Raw genomic sequence first — 16941 nt, forward strand, 5'->3', positions numbered from 1 at the left:
GCAGGCCGGCCGTGAGCATCGGCTCGACGAGGCCGTTCCAAGACGACCGCGGGCCTGCACAGCGCTGGGGAAGCGCGTCAGCGCAAGCCGAGGAGCGGCAGCACCTGGCCGAGGTCTCGCTGATCGAGTGAGACCGCTGCTGCCCGCCGCACGGGCTCCTTGGCGTCGAAGGCGACCGACAGCCCGGCGATGGCCATCATCTTCAGATCGTTGGCACCGTCGCCGATCGCGACCGTGCGCGACATCGGCACGCCGAGCTCGCCCGCCCAGCGGCGCAGCGCTTCCGCCTTCGCTTCCGCATCGATGATCGGCCCGTCGACCTCGCCAGTGAGCCGGTCATCGAGCACCGCCAACCGGTTCGCCGACCAGTTCCACAACGAGAGCTCCTCGGCGATCGGGTCGAGCACCTCGTGGAACCCGCCCGATACGACGCCGACGCGACCCCCGGCGGAGTGCACGCCCTCGATGAGCCGCTCGGCACCGTTGGTCACGGTGACGCGCTGCCGGGCACGCTCGAACACGCCGGTGCTGAGCCCGGTGAGCGTCGCGACCCGCGCCCGAAGACTGGCGGCGAAATCGAGCTCGCCGTTCATGGCGCGCTCGGTGATGTCGGCGACCTCATCCAGCGAACCCGCCTCTTCCGCGAGCAGTTCGATCACCTCGTTCTCGATGAGCGTCGAATCGACATCGAGCACGACGAGGAACCGGGCGGGTCGCGCCATTCGGGAGGGGCCTTTCACTTGTGGTCAGGATGCCGCGGGTCGCCCCGGCATCCGCCCGCACTCGACCGCGGAGCGGCTCAACCGACGAGCGAGCCTTTGCCCACCACGGTGATTCCCGACTCCGTGACGGTGAATCCGCGTGCGCGATCCGCGGCGGTGTCGAAGCCGATCTCGGCACCGGGCGCGACGACGACCTCTTTGTCAAGGATAGCGTTGCGCACTCTGGCCCCCGCGCCGACCTCGACCCGTTCGAACAGCACTGAATCAGCGACCTCGGTGCCCGAGTCCAGCGACACCCAGGGGCCGAGCACGCTGCGTTTGATCGATGCGCCCGACACCACGCATCCTTGCGACACCAGGGAGTCGATCGCTGTTCCGGCGACTCCTGAAGCATCGCGCACGAGCTTCGCCGGGGGAGCATTGAGCTGCTGGTTATGAATCGGCCAGGCACGGTTGTAGAGGTTGAACACTGGGAGCTTCGACACGAGATCCTGGTGCGCTTCGAAGAAGGACTCGATCGTGCCGACATCGCGCCAGTAGGAGCGGTCCCGGTCGGTCGATCCTGGCACCTCGTTGTTCCTGAAGTCGTACACAGCGGCGTCACCGCGCGAGACGAAATCGGGAACGATGTCGCCGCCCATGTCGTGCCCCGAGCCCGGCCTCGCGCCGTCGCGTGTGACAGCGTCGATCAGCACGTCGGCGTCGAAGACATAGTTGCCCATCGAGGCGAGGATCTCGTCGGGCGAGTCTGGAAGACCGGCGGCATCCCTCGGCTTCTCGAGGAAGCGGGCGATCCGGCCCGGGTCGTCGGGCTCCGCCTCGATGACGCCGAACTGGTCTGCGAAGCCGATCGGCTGTCGGATGGCCGCGACGGTCACGCCCGCGCCGCTATCGATATGCGCGTCGACCATCTGTGCGAAGTCCATGCGGTAGACGTGGTCGGCGCCGACGACGACGACGATGTCCGGTCGTTCGTCGCGGATGAGGTTGAGGCTCTGGAAGATGGCGTCGGCAGAGCCTGAGAACCAGCGCTTCCCCAGCCGCTGCTGAGCAGGGACCGATGCGATGTACGAATTCAGCACACCGCTCAACCGCCACACCTGCGATACATGACGGTCGAGGCTGTGCGACTTGTACTGGGTGAGCACGACGATCTGCAGCAGCCCTGAGTTGATGAGGTTCGAGAGCGCGAAATCGATCAGCCGATAGCTGCCCGCGAAGGGCACGGCCGGCTTCGCGCGGTCGGCGGTCAGTGGCATCAGCCGTTTGCCCTCGCCCCCGGCGAGGACGATGCCGAACACCTTGGGCGCCCCCATGCGCCCACAGTAGGCCCGAGCGTGCCGGCGGACTAGGTTCTGGCTATGCGCGTAGAAGTGTTCACCCGCGAGTTCCCGCCCGAGATCTACGGCGGCGCGGGCGTGCATGTGGACGAACTGGTGCGGGCGCTCCGCAACGGGGCCCCGAGCGGGTTCGAGGTCGGGGTCCGATGCTTCGGCGCGGAGCGCCACGCTGAGGATGTCCGCGCGTACGCAGCACCGGCGGAGCTCTCGCAGTCCAACCCGGCCCTGCGCACGCTCGGAGTCGACCTGCTGATGGCCCAGGATGCCGGCGGCGCCGATCTGGTGCACTCGCACACCTGGTACGCGAACGGGGCCGGACACCTCGCGAAGCTGCTGCACGGTGTGCCGCATGTGATGACCGCCCACAGTCTTGAACCGCTTCGACCGTGGAAGGCCGAGCAGCTCGGGGGAGGCTATCGAGTCTCGAGCTGGATCGAACGCGCTGCCATCGAGTCGGCAGACGCTGTGATCGCAGTGAGCCACGGCATGCGTCGCGACCTCCTCGGCTCCTACCCTGCGATCGCGGAGGACCGCGTGCACGTGGTGCACAACGGCATCGATACCGATCGGTGGAGGCCCGTCGACGACCCAGACCTCGTGCGGAGTCTCGGTGTCGACCCTCAGCGCCCGAGCGTCGTGTTCGTGGGCCGCATCACGCGGCAGAAGGGTCTTCCCCATCTGCTTCGCGCCGCCCGCAACCTGCCCGCCGACGTGCAGCTCGTGCTCTGCGCCGGGGCCCCTGACACACCAGAACTGCTCGAGGAGGTCAAGCGCGAGGTGCAGGAACTCGAGGCATCGCGAGGCGGCGTCGTGTGGCACGAACGGCTGCTGGCACAGCGTGAGCTCGCCGCGCTGCTCACGGCGGCCACGGTGTTCGTGTGCCCCTCGCTGTACGAGCCTCTCGGCATCGTGAACCTCGAGGCCATGGCCTGCGGCGCAGCGGTCGTGGCGACGGCCACCGGCGGCATCCCAGAGGTTGTGGATGATGGCGTCACCGGGCGCCTCGTGCCCGTGGAGCAGCTCGATGACGGCACCGGAACACCGCTCGACCCCGAGCGCTTCGAGCGCGACCTCGCTGACGCCCTCAACGAGGTCGTCGACGATCCCGAGGCAGCTGCGCGCATGGGCCGCGCAGGCCGGGCGAGAGCCGAGGCGGAGTTCGGCTGGGACCGGATCGCCGACCGAACGCTTGGGGTGTACCGCTCGCTCATGGGCGGAACCGACTGAACGGACAGGACGGCCGCGCCCCGTGACGATCGCGGGTCCGTCGTTCCGGCCCTGCTCGCCTGGCGCACCCTAAGCTTGAGGCACCATGTCACGCGTACTCGACTTCTCCGGTGTCTCGGTCATCCGCGAGGGCAATGCGATCCTCGACGCAGTCGATTGGCAGGTGGAAGAAGACCAGCGGTGGGTCATTCTCGGGCCGAACGGCGCCGGCAAGACCACCATGCTCCGCATCGCCGCGGCTGCCCTGCACCCGACGCAGGGTCGCGCCGAAGTGCTCGGAGGAGTGCTCGGGAAGACCGATGTGTTCGAGTTGCGTCCCCGAATCGGGTTCGCGTCGTCGACCATGGCCCGGCGGATCCCCGCTGGCGAGACGGTGCTGGATGCGGTCATGACCGCGGCATACTCGGTCACCGGCCGGTGGAACGAGCAGTACGAGGATCTCGACGTGCGCCGCGCGCAGCGCGTGCTGAAGGAGTGGCGCCTCGCCGGGCTTGCTTCGCGTCGCTTCGGCGACCTGAGCGATGGCGAGCAGAAACGAGTGCAGATCGCTCGCGCAGTGATGACCGACCCGGAGATCATGCTGCTCGACGAACCTGCCGCCAGCCTCGACCTCGGCGCGCGTGAAGAGCTGCTGCAACTGCTCGGCGGCTACGCGAGCGCCCCGGAGGCGCCCGCGCTCGTCATGGTCACGCACCACGTCGAGGAGATCCCGCCAGGGTTCACGCATGCCCTGCTCCTAACAGATGGTCACGTGACAGCTTCTGGGCCGGTCGACGAGGTGATCACGGCCGAGCACCTCGGCCGTACCTTCGGGCTCGACCTGGAGGTCACCAAGCGCGACGGACGCTTCAGCGCCCGCGCTGCCTGACCGCATCCTTATGCCTTCGATCTGGTAATGTAGATCGCTGGCTCCACAGCCGTAGATTTCGCTGCACCGCGTTCCGGTCAAGCGCTCGGCAGAGCGATCGCAGCACGAACCACAACCTCAAGGGATCACCATGAAGACCGACATCCACCCGGAATACCAGCCGATCGTCTTCCGCGACCTCGCGTCGGGCGCCACGTTCCTCACGCGCTCGACCGCGACGAGCGACAAGACCATCGAGCTCGACGGTGAGACCTACCCGGTGATCGACGTCGAGATCTCCTCGGAGTCGCACCCGTTCTACACGGGCAAGCAGCGCATCCTCGACAGCGCGGGCCGCGTCGAGAAGTTCAACCAGCGCTTCAAGGGCTTCGGCAGCAGCAAGTAAGCCGCAGCACCAGCACAGAAGAGGCGATCCCTTTCGGGGTCGCCTCTTTGCATTTGGTGCAGCAGGGCGATCCCACTCGGGGTCGCCTCTTCGCGTCTGATGCAGCGGGGCGATCCCGTTCGGGGTCGCCCTCGCCGCACCTGATTCAGTAACTCGGCCAACTGCCTCGCGCGACGAACTCAGGGTCTCGCACGCGCCGCATGTACGCCTGGAAGTTCGCTGCCTGCTCCGACGACCACATCGCCTGCGAGCGATGCAGCTCGGCGGGGTCGGCGGGTAGCAGCGCGGCGTGTGCGCGGATGATGGCGAGTGCCACGCGGCCCGCGGCGATGGCGTCGGATCCTGCGTCATGTGCGCGCAGCAACTCGATGCCGTACACCGCGGAGGCGGCCTCGAGCGTGCGCTTTCCCTTGCGGTAGCGGTCGACCTGCTTGTCGATGACGAGCGGGTCGATGACGGTGCCGGTGATGGCCAGCGGCTCGATCCCGTGCCGTCTGGCCTCGCGATCGAGCACTGTGAAGTCGTACGGCGCGTTGTACACGGTCACCGGCACACCGCGCGCGAACAGGCCGCGCAGCGCGTCGATGATCTCGGCGACGACCTCAGCAGCGGCACGCCCCTCGGCTCTCGCCCGTTCCGTAGTGATGCCGTGCACCTGCGCGGCTCCCTCGGGGATCTCGACGCCCGGGTCGGCGAGCCATTCCAGCTGCTCAACCACGTTGCCGTCGTCGTCGAGCACGCCGACGTGTGCGGACACGATGCGCGCCGTCTCCACGTCGACGCCTGTGGTCTCGAGGTCGAATACTCCCACTTGCTGCAACCACGATGCGCCCATACGGGCACCGTATCGAAGCCCTCCGTCATCGCCGCGCCGCGACAGGCGGTGCGCCGCAACCGGGCCGCGCGATCAGAGGCGCGCGGCGCTGAATCGCGGCTGGCCGACGTGCAGCCAGTAGAAGCTCTGCGTGCCCAGCGTGAACGACAGCGCTCCGTCTTCGCCCACGTCGGGGAAGCGCGCCCCGCCGAAGAGGTCGAAGGTCGGGGTTCCGGGCTCGTCGGGCATCGTGATCCGCACCGAGACCGGGTTGTGAACGAAGCTGAACACGCACAGGATCCGCTCGGGCTCATCTCCCGGGGTGGAGTCGGAGCCCTCGTACTCGCGGAGGAAGGCGAGCACGCCGGGGTGATCCGTCTCCAGCACCCTGATGGTGCCGAGTCCGAAGGCCGGGTGCGCCTTGCGCACGTGGATCACATTGCGCACCCAGTGCAGCAGTGAGCGCGACTGCGCCAACTGAGACTCCACGTTGATGTGCCCGTAGTGGTACACGAGCGATTGCACGACCGGCAGGAACAGCTTGCCGGGGTCGGCGCTCGAGAATCCCGCATTGCGGTCGGGAGTCCACTGCATCGGCGTGCGCGACGCGTCGCGGTCGGGCAGCCAGATGTTGTCGCCCATGCCGATCTCATCGCCGTAGTAGAGGAACGGGCTGCCCGGGAGCGAGAACAGCAGCGCGTGCGCGAGCTCGAGCTCAGGACGCGAGTTGTCGAGAAGCGGCGCGAGACGCCGACGAATGCCGACGTTCACCCGCATCCTCGGGTCGTACGCGTACCAGCCGTACATCGCCTGGCGGTACTCCTCGCTCACCATCTCGAGGGTGAGTTCATCGTGGTTGCGCAGGAAGACGCCCCAGCCCGCGCCGGGCGGCACGTCGGTCGTCTCCGACAGCACCTTGACGAGCTCGTCCGCCTGCTGCGAGCGAAGCGCATAGAAGATGCGCGGCATCACGGGGAAGTCGAAGGCCATGTGGCATTCGGGCTCTTCTTCCGTACCCATGAACGCCGTGACCTCGCGGGGCCACTGGTTCGCCTCCGCGATGAGGATGCGACCGGGGTACTCGTGATCGAGCAGCGCGCGGAGCCGCTTCAGGAACTCATGAGTCGGCGGCTCGCCCTCGCCGTTGCCCTCCTCCGACTCGTAGAGGTACGGCACCGCGTCGAGGCGGAACCCGTCGACGCCCATATCGAGCCAGAACCGCACGATCTCGAAGATCGCCTCGTGCACGGCTGGATTCTCGAAGTTGAGGTCGGGCTGGTGCGAGAAGAAGCGGTGGAAGTAGAACTGGCGCCGCTCGGAGTCGAATGCCCAGTTCGAGTCCTCGTAGTCGGTGAAGATGATGCGGACGTTCTTGTACTTGTCGTCGGTATCGCTCCACACGTAGAAGTCGCCGTACGGCCCGTCGGGGTCGCTGCGCGACTGCTTGAACCACTCGTGCTGGTCGGACGTGTGGTTCAGCACCAGGTCGATGATGACGCGCATGTTCCGCTCGTGCGCCTTGGTGACCAGTTCGCGGAACTGCTCGATGGTTCCGAACTCCGGCAGGATCGACATGTAGTCGGCCACGTCGTAGCCGCCGTCGCGGAGCGGAGACGTGAAGAACGGCGGCAGCCAGAGCGCGTCGACGCCGAGCCACTGCAGGTAGTCGAGCTTCGACAGGAGGCCCTCGAGGTCACCGGTGCCGTCGGCGTTGCTGTCGACGAAGGAGCGCACCATCACTTGGTAGAACACCGCCCGCTTGTACCACAGAGGGTCGAGCGCGAGGCCGGGCAGCGTGATGGGCGCGGTGAAGCTCATATCCGCCGAGTCTAGGCGCGCATGCTGAGCCCCTCCAGGTGGCCCCGTCTCTCGACTCATACACTTGACGGATGTCCGTTCCCTCGCCCTACGCCGCTGCGCTCGCTACGCTCCCGGTGCTCCGGGGGGAGGCGATGGTGAGGGGCGCCCGCACCGCGTATTGGCAGTACGGCGACGAGGATGCCGCGATCTCCGTGGTCTTCGTGCACGGGTTCCGAGGCGACCACCACGGCCTGGAGCCCATCGTCGCGGGTCTCGCGCCATCGATCCGAGCAGGGCGCCTCCGCGTCGTCATTCCAGACCTTCCCGGCTTCGGCGAGTCGCAGCCGTTTCAGGATGGGCGCCATGACATCGCCGGCTACGCCGCGTGGCTTCGCGCGTTCGTCGCCGAAGCAGGCGCCGGCGGCTCTCCCGTGCTCGGGCACTCCTTCGGCTCGATCGTCGTCGCGGCCGCAGCGGCTGATGGCCTCGGCGCATCGAGGCTCATGCTCGTGAACCCGATCGCGGCGCCCGCGCTCGAGGGACCGAACGGGGTGCTCACACGGCTCGCGGTGCTCTACTACCGGGTCGCCGCCGCGTTGCCTGAACGGCTCGGCTTCGCGCTGCTGCGCAACCGCCTCATCGTGCGGGTCATGAGCATCGCCATGGTGACACGCCGGGATCCGGTGCTTCGCCGGTTCGTGCACAACCAGCACGATCGATACTTCAGCGCGTTCGGAGATCGCGCCGTGGTGCTCGAGGCATTCAAGGCGTCGGTGTCGCACGACGTTCGCGAATTCGCCGACAAGATCGCCGCCCCGACGCTTCTGATCGCCGCCGATCGCGACCAGATCACACCGCTGCCCAAGCAGCACACCCTCGCTCGGCTCTTCGCGGAGCCGCGGCTGGCCGTCGTGCACGGCGTCGGGCATCTGATCCATTACGAGGCACCGCAGCTCGCAGCGGGCGAGATCGCGTCGTTCCTCGGTCTCGAGTCCCACACCGAACCCGAGCGGATGGCAGAGGGATGAGGCTCATCGTCGACTGCCGGTATGTGCGCGTGGGCCGTCACGACGGCATCAGCCGCTTCACGGCGGGCATCGTCGCGGCACTCGCGAAGCGGCATCCGCTCGTCATGCTCATCAGCGACGAACGCCAGTTGGAGAAGCTGCCGCCGCTCGCCTGGCGCAAGGTGTCATCGCCGACCTCGTGGCGGGAGCCCTTCGTGGCGCTCCAGGTGAACCGGCTGCGGCCCGACGTCGTCTTCACGCCCATGCAGACCATGGGCTCGCTCGGGCGACGCTACCGACTGGTCTCGACACTGCACGACCTGATCTATTACTCCAATCCCATGCCGCCGCGGAACCTGCCGTGGTTCGTTCGGGTGCTGTGGCGGCTGTACCACCTGGCGTGGTGGCCGCAACGACTGCTGCTGAACGGCGCCGACGCCGTGGTGACGGTCTCAGAGACGACCAAGCGCTCGATGATCGAGCATCGGCTCACCAAGCGCTCGATCACGGTCGTACCGAACGCCGCAGACACGGCACCCGACGGCGCTGAGCAGGGGTCGAGGCGCCAACCGCCGGCGAACCGCGATCTCGTGTACATGGGATCGTTCATGCCGTACAAGAACGTCGAGGTGCTCGCCCGCGCGCTGCGGCTTCTGCCCGGGTATCGGCTGCACCTGCTCAGCGGGATCACGGATGCCGATCGCGGGCGCTACGAAGAACTCGCCCCGGCCGGCGCACTCGTGTTCCACGACGGAGTGAGCGACGAGGAGTACGACGAGCTGCTCTCGCGTGCCTTTGCGCTCGTGCACGCTTCGCGCGACGAGGGATTCGGCATCCCTCTCGTCGAGGCGATGACGCACGGCACGCCCGTCGTCGTGAGCGACATCCCGATCTTCAGGGAGATCGCCGGCGATGCCGGACGGTACTTCGACCCGGATGATGCCCAGGGGGTCGCCTCCGCCTTGCGAGCCCTCGAGGACGACGCGGCTTGGTTGTCCGCCTCGAAGTCGGGAACCGAGCAGGCCCGGCTGTTCGATTGGGAACGCTCCGCGGGCATCCTGCTGGAGCTGCTCCAACGGGTGAGCAGCGGTGAGACGGGCAGAGTCGGCGACAGGGTCGAGCGCCTCGGCTCGATCGAGCGCGGCAACGCCGTCAGCGACGCAAGCGGTCGCGAATCGCGCTGAGCAGCTCGCTGGTGCCGGCATCGAGCTTGAGCACCGATCTGCCGTCGGCCCGCGTGATGCCGCGATTGATGATCACGATCGGCTTGTGCTCGCGCCGTGCGCGCTCGACGATGCGGATGCCGGAGTTCACCACCAGCGACGACCCCGCCACGAGCAATGCGCTGGCCTCTTCGACCATCGCCGCGGCCTTGGCGAAACGCTCTGCCGGCACGAGCTCGCCGAAGAAGACGACATCGGGCCGGATCGCAGCGCCGCAGACGGGGCACCGGGGGAGCACCAGCCTGTCGTACGCCGCCACCTCGGCATCGCCGTCGGGGTTCAGCGCCGCATCCGTCGACATCGCGTCGAGCCACGGATTGCTGCGACCGATCTGGGCTTCGATCTCGGCCCGCGGCAGCTCATGACCGTGGGCCAGGCAGCGCACCCGGTCACCGCTGCCGTGGAGGGCCACCACGCGCTTCGAACCGGCGCGCACGTGCAGCCCATCGACGTTCTGGGTGATCACTCCATTGGTGACGCCCTCGTGCTCGAGCTCGGCCAGCGCTCGGTGACCCCCGTTCGGCTGCGCTGCTGCGAAGCGGCGCCACCCGAGATGGCCGCCCGCCCAGTACCTGCGCTGCGCGTTCTCGCTCCCGCTGAAGGTCTGCCACGTCATCGGGGCACGCTTCGGCGCGCCCTCTCCTCGGTAGTCGGGGATGCCCGAGTCGGTGCTCAGCCCGGCACCGGTGAGCACCGCGACGAGGTGCCCGGCGAGCAAGTCGGCCGCGGCGTCAGCCTGCGCGCCGAGCGAAGCGTCGAGGCCCGGTGCGTGCGCGTGGTGTCTCATGGTCACCAGTCATAACACCGGAGGGCGCGATAGTGTTCCGCACGGCGGGGACGCGCTCGCGGCGCCGCCGCGGGCGAACGGCCATCGGCCGAGCGGCGTCACATGGCAGAGGAAGCGGAGGCCGCGGGTGCGGATCGAGCAAGTGCACGACCTCGAGCACGAGGGACTCGACGACTACCGGAACCTCACCGACGTGGCGCTCCGCCGGGTTCGTGAACCGCTCGAAGGGCTCTACATCGCCGAGTCCGCCAAAGTCATCCGCCGGGCACTGGAGGCCGGTCACCGGCCACGGTCGGTGCTGCTGCAGGACAAGTGGCTCGGCGACATCGCGCCCTTCCTCGAGGGCCACGACGTGACGGTGTTCATGGCGGACGCCGAGTTGCTCGAGCAGATCACCGGGTTCCAGATGCACCGCGGCGCGCTTGCCGCGATGCACCGCCCGCGGCTTCCCGACCCGGCCGAACTGCTGGAGGGAGCGCGCCGTGTGGTGGTGTTCGAGGACATCGTCGACCACACGAACGTGGGTGCCGGCTTCCGTGCTGTGGCGGGCCTCGGGGCCGACGCGGTGCTGATCGGGCCGCGTTGCGCCGATCCGCTCTACCGCCGCAGCGTGCGCGTGAGCATGGGCACTGTGCTTCAGGTGCCGTGGACTCGACTCCCGGAGTGGCCGGATGCCGGCGAGGTGCTGCACCGCGCCGGATTCGAGATCGCGGCCCTGGCGCTCACCGACGACGCGGTGGCGCTGGATGAGTATGCGGCCGAAGCGCCCGAGCGCGTCGCACTGCTCATGGGTTCAGAGGGCGACGGGCTCAGCGAGGCGGCGATGGCTGCGGCAGACCGTGCGGTGCGGATTCCAATGCACCACGGCGTCGACTCGCTCAATGTCGCCTCTGCGGCGGCTGTCGCGCTCTGGGAGTTGCGTACCCGCTGACGACCGGGCTCGTGCCTAGACTGTTGCGGTGCCGCTGACCCGTCGACAGATCTACTTCCGACGCAGGCTCGCCGTCTTCGGCACGCTCGCGGTGCTGCTCGGCGTCGGCGCCTATGTTCCCGCGACGCTGATGGCTCCTCTTCCCGAAGCCGCAGCGACCCTCGCGCCGTACTCCGTCGAGAGCGGCCCCGCGGCCCAGGTGGCACTGCCTGAGTGGGGAGCTAGCGCGATCGGCGCCGAGGGGTTCGGCGATCGCGCAGCGGTCGCGCCGGAGGGTGCCGGGGTGCCGACGGATGCCGATCCTGTCGGCCTGCTCGCCTCGGCGGGGAGCGCCGAGGCCCTGCCGATCGCCAGCATCGCAAAGGTCGTGACGGCGCTCGTCGTGCTCGATGCGCACCCGCTCGAAGCAGGCGAACCGGGACCGGTCATCGCCACCACCGCGGCCGACCTCGACCACTACCACAAGCAACTCGCTTGGAACGGGTCCGTCCGGCCGGTCGCCCCGGGTCTGGCGTTCACGCAGCACGAACTGCTTGAACTGCTCCTGGTGGTCTCGGCGAACAACTACGCGGAGACACTCGTCACGTGGGCGTTCGGCTCAGAAGCCGCGTACGTGGATGCTGCTGGGGCGTGGCTGTCCGCCAATGGTCTCACCGGCATCACGATCGTCGACTGCACCGGGCTGGACCCGGCGAATCGGGCGTCGGCCGCGCACCTGCTGCCGCTCGCGGAACTCGCGATGCAGCATCCGGTCATCGCCGAGATCGTCGGCATCGCTCAAGGAGGCATGCACGACATCGGGCCGTACGAGAACACGAACCCCGTGCTCGGCGACCCTGGCGTCATCGGCGTGAAGACCGGCACGCTCATGGACTTCGGCCACAATCTCCTGTTCGCAGCCGACATCCCGGTGGGCGAGCACAGCGTGCGCGTGCACGGGGTCGTACTCGGAGCACCAGGGCGGCAGGCCTTGAGCGACGCGGTTCGCAATGCGCTCGCGAGTGCCGGCAGCGGGTTCCAGGAGTTGTCGTTGACGCAGGCAGGACAAGCTTTCGGCACGTACTCGACCGCCTGGGACGAGCGCACCCGGCTGACTGCCGCCGCTGACGCATCGATCGTGGCGTGGTCGAACACGCCCGTGTCGGTGCTGGTGAGCTCGACCCCGCTGAGCAGTGCAGAGGCCGGGGCGAGGGTCGGCGTCGCGACCTTCGTCGTGGGCGGCGAGACCGTCGAAGTGCCACTCGTGCTCGACGAGGCCCTCTCGGAGCCCGACCCCTGGTGGCGGCTGACCAACCCGGCTGAGCTGTTCTGAACGGCGGGAGTCCCTCGCTCCACGTGGCCTGCACATCGTCTGCGGCCGCGGCATCCAGCCGGTCTCGCCCTTCGCGGGCGGCGCGCTGACGCTCAGTCGTCTTCGAGTCGCACTGAGCCCGGGAGCGGGCGCTTCGGGGTGATGAAGTCACCGGAGGATTGATGCCGGATGCGGCGGATCACCCACGGAACGAAGTGCTCCCGCGCCCAGACGATGTCGTCGGCACGCGCGCGCCGCCAGCTGTACCGGGGGAGCGGTTCGGGCTGCATCGGTTCGAGATCGTTCGGCACGTTCAGCGCCGAGAGCACCATGCGCGCGATCGTGTGGTGACCAAGCGGCGAGAAGTGAAGCCGGTCGGGAGCCCACATGCGCGCGTCGCGCAGCTCGCGCAACGCCCACATGTCGGCGATGATCGCGTCGTGCTTGGCGGCTACCGTGTGCAGGTTCTCGTTATAGATGGCGACCTTGCCGCGAAGCCTGCCGAGCACCGGCGTATGACCGATATCAGGACCGGTGAAGAGCACGACGGTCGCGTTCGAGGAGCGCAGGGTCTCGACCAGGCCATCCATCCGGCTCGCGACTTCGTCAGGGTCGGTGCCGGGCCTGATGATGTCGTTGCCGCCGGCCGACACGGTGATGAGATCCGGCTGCAGTGCCACGGCTGCGCCGGCCTGCTCGTCGATGATCTGCTGCAGCAGGCGGCCGCGCACGGCCAGATTGGCGTACGCGAAGTCGTCATGGCTGCGGGCGAGCACCTCCGCGACGCGGTCGGCCCAGCCGCGATGGCCGCCGACGCTCCGCGGCTCGGGATCGCCGATCCCCTCGGTGAACGAGTCGCCGATCGCGACGTACCGCGTCCATGGGTGCACTTGCGTCATGGGTCAAGCCTCCCAAATACGCGGGGACGGCGTCCCTTGTCGCATGTTTTCCGGCGTGTCACTCTTTGCACAGGCGGGGACCACAACGACGGACCCCGGAGAAAGGGAGGACACCGTGGGATTCCTCGCATTCCTGATCCTCGGACTCATCGCGGGCGCCATCGCCAAGCTGATCTTGCCGGGTCGGCAGGGCGGCGGTTGGCTCGTGACGCTGCTGCTGGGCGTCGTCGGAGCCATCCTCGGCGGCTGGATCGGCTCATTGTTCTTCAACCGCGGCCTCACCGAATTCTTCGACCTCGGCACGTGGTTGCTCGCCATTCTGGGGGCCATCATCGTGCTGCTCATCTGGGGCGCTCTCACTCGCAAGCGAGCGTAGTCCGCAACAGCCATCGACACCGGGGGCGGTGGCCGGCTCGACCGGCACCCGCCCCCGGTGTTCTGCGTCGTACGGGTGCGAAGATGTTCGCGTGAGCAAGCAAGACGGCTCGTCGAGGCAGGTGACCACAGCGCCGCTCGACGATCGCACCGCGACCATCATGCACGTCGACATGGACGCGTTCTTCGCCTCCGTCGAACTGCTCGAGCGGCCGGACCTCCGTGGCAAGCCGGTGATCGTGGGCCACGCGAGCGCGCGCTCGGTCGTGACCGCGGCGACCTACGAAGCGCGGCGCTACGGCGTGAACTCGGCGATGCCCATGGCCGTCGCGCTGCGCCGCTGCCCGCACGCCGTTGTGCTGGAACCGCACTTCGACCGCTACCAGCACTTCTCACGTCAGGTGCGCGCGATCTTCGAAGAGTTCACCCCGCGCGTCGAGCCCCTCAGCATCGATGAGGCGTTCCTCGACATCACCGGCGCCCGCGCGCTGTTCGGCGGCGCCTACGCGATCGGCACCGAACTGCGTCGGCGCGTGCTGGATCGCACCGGGTTGACGTGCTCCGTGGGCGCGGCGCCGACCAAGTTCCTCGCGAAGCTCGCATCGACCCGGGCGAAACCGGATGGGCTGCTGATCGTGCCCGAGCCCGACACGCTTCGATTCCTGCATCCGCAGCCGATCTCCGCCCTGTGGGGTGTCGGACCGAAGACGGCGGATCACCTGACGAGGCTGGGCCTCAGAACGGTCGCGGATGTCGCCGCGGTACCGATCGAGACGCTGCGCGCGGCCATCGGAGATGCGGGGGCCACGCGGCTGCACGCCTTGGCGTGGGGTCGCGATCCGCGCATCGTCGACACCGTCTCGGCCGAGAAGAGCATCGGCCATGAGACGACCTTCGAGACCGACGTGAGGGATGCTGAGACGCTGAAGCGGGAACTGCTCCGACTGTCGCTCCGCGTGGGTGAGCGCCTGCGACGCAGCGATGTCGCGGCCCGCACGGTGTCCCTGAAGCTGCGCCTTCACGACTTCACGACGCTCACGAGGTCGCGCACCCTGAACGAGCCGACCGATCTCGGCAGGCGGGTCTACGAGGAGGCGGTCACCCTGCTCGAGGCGCTCGGACGACATGGCGAGGGCGTACGCCTGATCGGGGTTCGCGCGGAGCAGCTCTCCGCGGATGCCGGGGGCGGCGCCGTCCTCTGGGACGACGACGAATCGTGGCGCGACACCGAAGCCGCCGTCGACGCGCTCAATGCGAAGTTCGGGGAGGGCGCTCTGCGGCCCGCGGCATTGCTCGGCCCCGGGGGCGCCAGACGTCACCACGCGCGCGAGCAGGCGGATCGAGACCGTCCGGTGTGACCTTGTCGGCGGTCGCGGCTACCATTTGCTGAAGTGAACGCCCAGCCGCAGCTCCAACCCCAAATGGGGAATTTCGCGGCCGAGCACCTCTCTCCGAGCTTTCCGGCACGTGCGCCCTGGGGCACCGCCGACAAGCTGCGCGCTTGGCAGGTGGAAGCCCTCGACGCCTACTTCGAGCGCGAGCCCCGCGACTTCCTCGCGGCTGCGACTCCGGGCGCCGGCAAGACGACCTTCGCGTTGAGACTCGCCACTGAGCTGCTCCGGCGCGGCACGGTCGATCGCATCACCGTCGTCGCCCCGACGGAGCACCTGAAGAAGCAGTGGGCCGACGCGGCGCACCGCGTCGGCATCCGTCTCAATCCTGAGTTCCGCAACAGCCACGGCACGCACGGCCGGCACTATCACGGCGTCGCCATCACCTATGCGCAGGTGGCGACCAACGCGAGCGTGCATCGACGTCTCACGCTGTCCGGCCGAAGCCTCGTCATTCTCGATGAGGTGCATCACGGCGGAGACGCGCTGAGCTGGGGCGACGCCATCCGTGAGGCGTTCGAGCAGGCGACACGGCGGCTCTCGCTCACCGGCACTCCCTTCCGGTCTGACACGGCGCCGATCCCGTTCGTGCGATATCTGCGCGACGAGCGCGGCATCCGCACCTCGCAGACCGACTACAACTACGGCTACGGGCGCGCCCTTGCAGACGGCGTCGTGCGGCCCGTCATCTTCATGTCGTACGCGGGCACCATGCGCTGGCGCACGCGATCGGGCGACGAGATGGAGGCTCGCCTCGGCGAGCCGGACACCAAGGACGTCACCTCACAGGCATGGCGCACCGCGCTCGACCCCGAGGGCGAGTGGATCCCAGCCGTGCTGCGCGCCGCAGATGTGCGCCTGAGCGAGGTGCGAAGGGCGGTTCCGGATGCCGGAGGCCTCGTCATCGCCACCGACCACGCAGCGGCCAAGGCGTACGCGGCGATCCTCCGCGAGGTCACCGGTGAGGCTCCGACGCTCGTGCTGAGCGACGACGCCACGGCCGGAGAGCGCATCGACGAGTTCTCGGCCGGGGACTCGCGATGGATGGTTGCGGTCCGCATGGTGTCGGAGGGCGTCGACGTGCCGCGGCTGGCCGTCGGCGTGTACGCGACGAACGCCTCCACCCCGTTGTTCTTCGCCCAGGCGATCGGCCGGTTCGTGCGCACCCGGCGCCGGGGGGAGACCGCGACCGTGTTCCTTCCGAGCGTGCCGCAACTGCTCGCGCTCGCCACCCGTCTTGAGCTCGAGCGCGATCACGCGCTCGACCGCGAGCGGTCGGATGACGGCGACCTCTTCGCCGAAGAAGACGCGATGCTGGCCGAGGCCAACCGTGAGGAGAAGGCTTCGGCAGAGCTCCAGCAGGAGTTCACGTGGCAGGCCTTGGAGTCGAGCGCCACCTTCGAGAAGGCCGTGTACAACGGCGACGAGTTCGGGCAACTGGCCGTGCCCGGCACTCCCGAGGAGTTCGATTTCATCGGGATTCCGGGGCTGCTCGATCCCGAGCAGGTGAGCGATCTGCTCCGGCACCGGCAGCGACGGCAGTCGAAGCGGATGCGTGAGCGGCCCGCGCAGCAGCGGGAAGACGACGTGCCGCAGCCTCTCTATCGCACGCTCAAGGAGCAACGGGCCCTGCTGAACAGCCTCGTCGGCATCCGGGCGAAGCACACGAATCAGCCTCATGCGATGGTGCACGCGGAGGTGCGTCGAGCGACAGGCGGGCCGCCCGTCGCGCAGGCGAGCGTTGCCCAACTACAAGCGCGCATCGACCTGCTTCGGAAGTGGCTGACACGGGGTTGACGCTCCGTGGTCCCCACTACTGGGGGCACGCTTGTACCCCGTTTTCGATGGATGTCGGCAGAATAGGGGACGCGAAACGCTTTC

General features: G+C 68.3%; 16 protein-coding genes. 10 read left to right on the forward strand and 6 right to left on the reverse strand.

The annotated features are described in order from the left end of the window. Positions 1–77 precede the first annotated feature (77 nt). Together serB and glgC are read right to left on the reverse strand one after the other, a co-directional pair. Positions 78–722, reverse strand: a complete 645-nt coding sequence (serB, locus tag QF206_RS04115; protein WP_281487909.1) for a phosphoserine phosphatase SerB — start codon at positions 720–722, stop codon at positions 78–80. Between the two features lie 77 nt (positions 723–799). Beyond that, a complete protein-coding gene (gene glgC, locus QF206_RS04120; RefSeq protein WP_281487910.1) occupies positions 800–2038 on the reverse strand; it encodes a glucose-1-phosphate adenylyltransferase in 1239 nt (412 codons plus the stop codon). Between the two features lie 45 nt (positions 2039–2083). Between glgC and glgA the strand changes: the two genes are divergently transcribed. The 3 genes from glgA (at position 2084) to QF206_RS04135 (ending at position 4542) form a co-directional block, all read left to right on the forward strand. Beyond that, entirely contained in the window at positions 2084–3289 is a 1206-nt protein-coding gene (gene glgA / locus QF206_RS04125) for a glycogen synthase (RefSeq protein WP_281487911.1), read from the forward strand. An 85-nt stretch (positions 3290–3374) separates the two neighbouring features. Continuing rightward, the gene (locus QF206_RS04130) at positions 3375–4157 is read left to right on the forward strand and encodes an ABC transporter ATP-binding protein (protein ID WP_281487912.1); all 783 of its coding nucleotides are present in this window, start codon (positions 3375–3377) and stop codon (positions 4155–4157) included. A 130-nt stretch (positions 4158–4287) separates the two neighbouring features. After that, positions 4288–4542 (forward strand): type B 50S ribosomal protein L31, encoded by a 255-nt coding sequence (locus tag QF206_RS04135; RefSeq protein ID WP_281487913.1) that lies wholly within the window; start codon positions 4288–4290, stop codon positions 4540–4542. A gap of 145 nt (positions 4543–4687) precedes the next feature. Here QF206_RS04135 and QF206_RS04140 read toward each other — a convergent pair whose 3' ends face one another. Further along, positions 4688–5377 carry a 3'-5' exonuclease gene (locus QF206_RS04140; protein ID WP_281487914.1) on the reverse strand — a complete coding sequence of 230 codons (690 nt, stop codon included), beginning with the start codon at positions 5375–5377 and terminating at the stop codon, positions 4688–4690. Between the two features lie 72 nt (positions 5378–5449). Then, positions 5450–7174, reverse strand: a complete 1725-nt coding sequence (treS, locus tag QF206_RS04145; RefSeq protein WP_281487915.1) for a maltose alpha-D-glucosyltransferase — start codon at positions 7172–7174, stop codon at positions 5450–5452. Positions 7175–7245: 71 nt separating this feature from the next. Here treS and QF206_RS04150 point away from each other — a divergent pair, with 71 nt between their 5' ends. Both QF206_RS04150 and QF206_RS04155 read left to right on the forward strand, forming a co-directional pair. Beyond that, positions 7246–8184 (forward strand): alpha/beta fold hydrolase, encoded by a 939-nt coding sequence (locus QF206_RS04150; protein ID WP_281487916.1) that lies wholly within the window; start codon positions 7246–7248, stop codon positions 8182–8184. Then, positions 8181–9347: a glycosyltransferase family 4 protein gene (locus tag QF206_RS04155; RefSeq protein ID WP_281487917.1), complete on the forward strand. Its 1167-nt coding sequence runs from the start codon at positions 8181–8183 to the stop codon at positions 9345–9347. Before QF206_RS04150 ends, QF206_RS04155 begins: the two co-directional genes overlap by 4 nt. Here the strand turns inward: QF206_RS04155 and QF206_RS04160 are convergent. Then, positions 9316–10173 carry a Sir2 family NAD-dependent protein deacetylase gene (locus QF206_RS04160; protein WP_281487918.1) on the reverse strand — a complete coding sequence of 286 codons (858 nt, stop codon included), beginning with the start codon at positions 10171–10173 and terminating at the stop codon, positions 9316–9318. The genes QF206_RS04155 and QF206_RS04160 overlap by 32 nt on opposite strands. Before the next feature lie 127 nt (positions 10174–10300). Between QF206_RS04160 and QF206_RS04165 the strand changes: the two genes are divergently transcribed. After that, the gene (locus QF206_RS04165; RefSeq protein ID WP_281487919.1) at positions 10301–11104 is read left to right on the forward strand and encodes a TrmH family RNA methyltransferase; all 804 of its coding nucleotides are present in this window, start codon (positions 10301–10303) and stop codon (positions 11102–11104) included. Positions 11105–11132: 28 nt separating this feature from the next. Beyond that, complete coding sequence (locus QF206_RS04170; RefSeq protein ID WP_281487920.1) at positions 11133–12416, forward strand: D-alanyl-D-alanine carboxypeptidase family protein; 1284 nt, start codon at positions 11133–11135, stop codon at positions 12414–12416. A gap of 92 nt (positions 12417–12508) precedes the next feature. On the opposite strand, the gene QF206_RS04175 is transcribed toward QF206_RS04170, so the two are convergent. Further along, positions 12509–13294, reverse strand: coding sequence for an SGNH/GDSL hydrolase family protein (locus tag QF206_RS04175; protein ID WP_281487921.1), 786 nt, complete (start codon positions 13292–13294; stop codon positions 12509–12511). Between the two features lie 115 nt (positions 13295–13409). Here QF206_RS04175 and QF206_RS04180 point away from each other — a divergent pair, with 115 nt between their 5' ends. The 3 genes from QF206_RS04180 to QF206_RS04190 all read left to right on the forward strand — a co-directional run bounded on the left by QF206_RS04180 (position 13410) and on the right by QF206_RS04190 (position 16857). Beyond that, the gene (locus tag QF206_RS04180) at positions 13410–13670 is read left to right on the forward strand and encodes a GlsB/YeaQ/YmgE family stress response membrane protein (protein WP_281487922.1); all 261 of its coding nucleotides are present in this window, start codon (positions 13410–13412) and stop codon (positions 13668–13670) included. A gap of 91 nt (positions 13671–13761) precedes the next feature. Further along, positions 13762–15027, forward strand: coding sequence for a DNA polymerase IV (locus tag QF206_RS04185; RefSeq protein ID WP_281487923.1), 1266 nt, complete (start codon positions 13762–13764; stop codon positions 15025–15027). A gap of 63 nt (positions 15028–15090) precedes the next feature. Continuing rightward, positions 15091–16857, forward strand: a complete 1767-nt coding sequence (locus QF206_RS04190; RefSeq protein WP_281488129.1) for a DEAD/DEAH box helicase — start codon at positions 15091–15093, stop codon at positions 16855–16857. Positions 16858–16941 lie beyond the last annotated feature (84 nt).

Origin of the sequence: Ruicaihuangia caeni, assembly GCF_029952955.1 — a bacterium.
Lineage (GTDB): Bacteria > Actinomycetota > Actinomycetes > Actinomycetales > Microbacteriaceae > Ruicaihuangia > Ruicaihuangia caeni.

Coding starts and splice junctions, on each gene's coding strand:
- QF206_RS04140 (WP_281487914.1), bottom strand. CDS start 5,377: ATGGGCGCATCGTGGTTGCAGCAAGTGGGAGTATTCGACCTCGAGACC.
- treS (WP_281487915.1), bottom strand. CDS start 7,174: ATGAGCTTCACCGCGCCCATCACGCTGCCCGGCCTCGCGCTCGACCCT.
- QF206_RS04135 (WP_281487913.1), top strand. CDS start 4,288: ATGAAGACCGACATCCACCCGGAATACCAGCCGATCGTCTTCCGCGAC.
- QF206_RS04130 (WP_281487912.1), top strand. CDS start 3,375: ATGTCACGCGTACTCGACTTCTCCGGTGTCTCGGTCATCCGCGAGGGC.
- QF206_RS04160 (WP_281487918.1), bottom strand. CDS start 10,173: ATGAGACACCACGCGCACGCACCGGGCCTCGACGCTTCGCTCGGCGCG.
- QF206_RS04175 (WP_281487921.1), bottom strand. CDS start 13,294: ATGACGCAAGTGCACCCATGGACGCGGTACGTCGCGATCGGCGACTCG.
- glgA (WP_281487911.1), top strand. CDS start 2,084: ATGCGCGTAGAAGTGTTCACCCGCGAGTTCCCGCCCGAGATCTACGGC.
- QF206_RS04155 (WP_281487917.1), top strand. CDS start 8,181: ATGAGGCTCATCGTCGACTGCCGGTATGTGCGCGTGGGCCGTCACGAC.
- glgC (WP_281487910.1), bottom strand. CDS start 2,038: ATGGGGGCGCCCAAGGTGTTCGGCATCGTCCTCGCCGGGGGCGAGGGC.
- QF206_RS04190 (WP_281488129.1), top strand. CDS start 15,091: ATGGGGAATTTCGCGGCCGAGCACCTCTCTCCGAGCTTTCCGGCACGT.
- serB (WP_281487909.1), bottom strand. CDS start 722: ATGGCGCGACCCGCCCGGTTCCTCGTCGTGCTCGATGTCGATTCGACG.
- QF206_RS04150 (WP_281487916.1), top strand. CDS start 7,246: ATGTCCGTTCCCTCGCCCTACGCCGCTGCGCTCGCTACGCTCCCGGTG.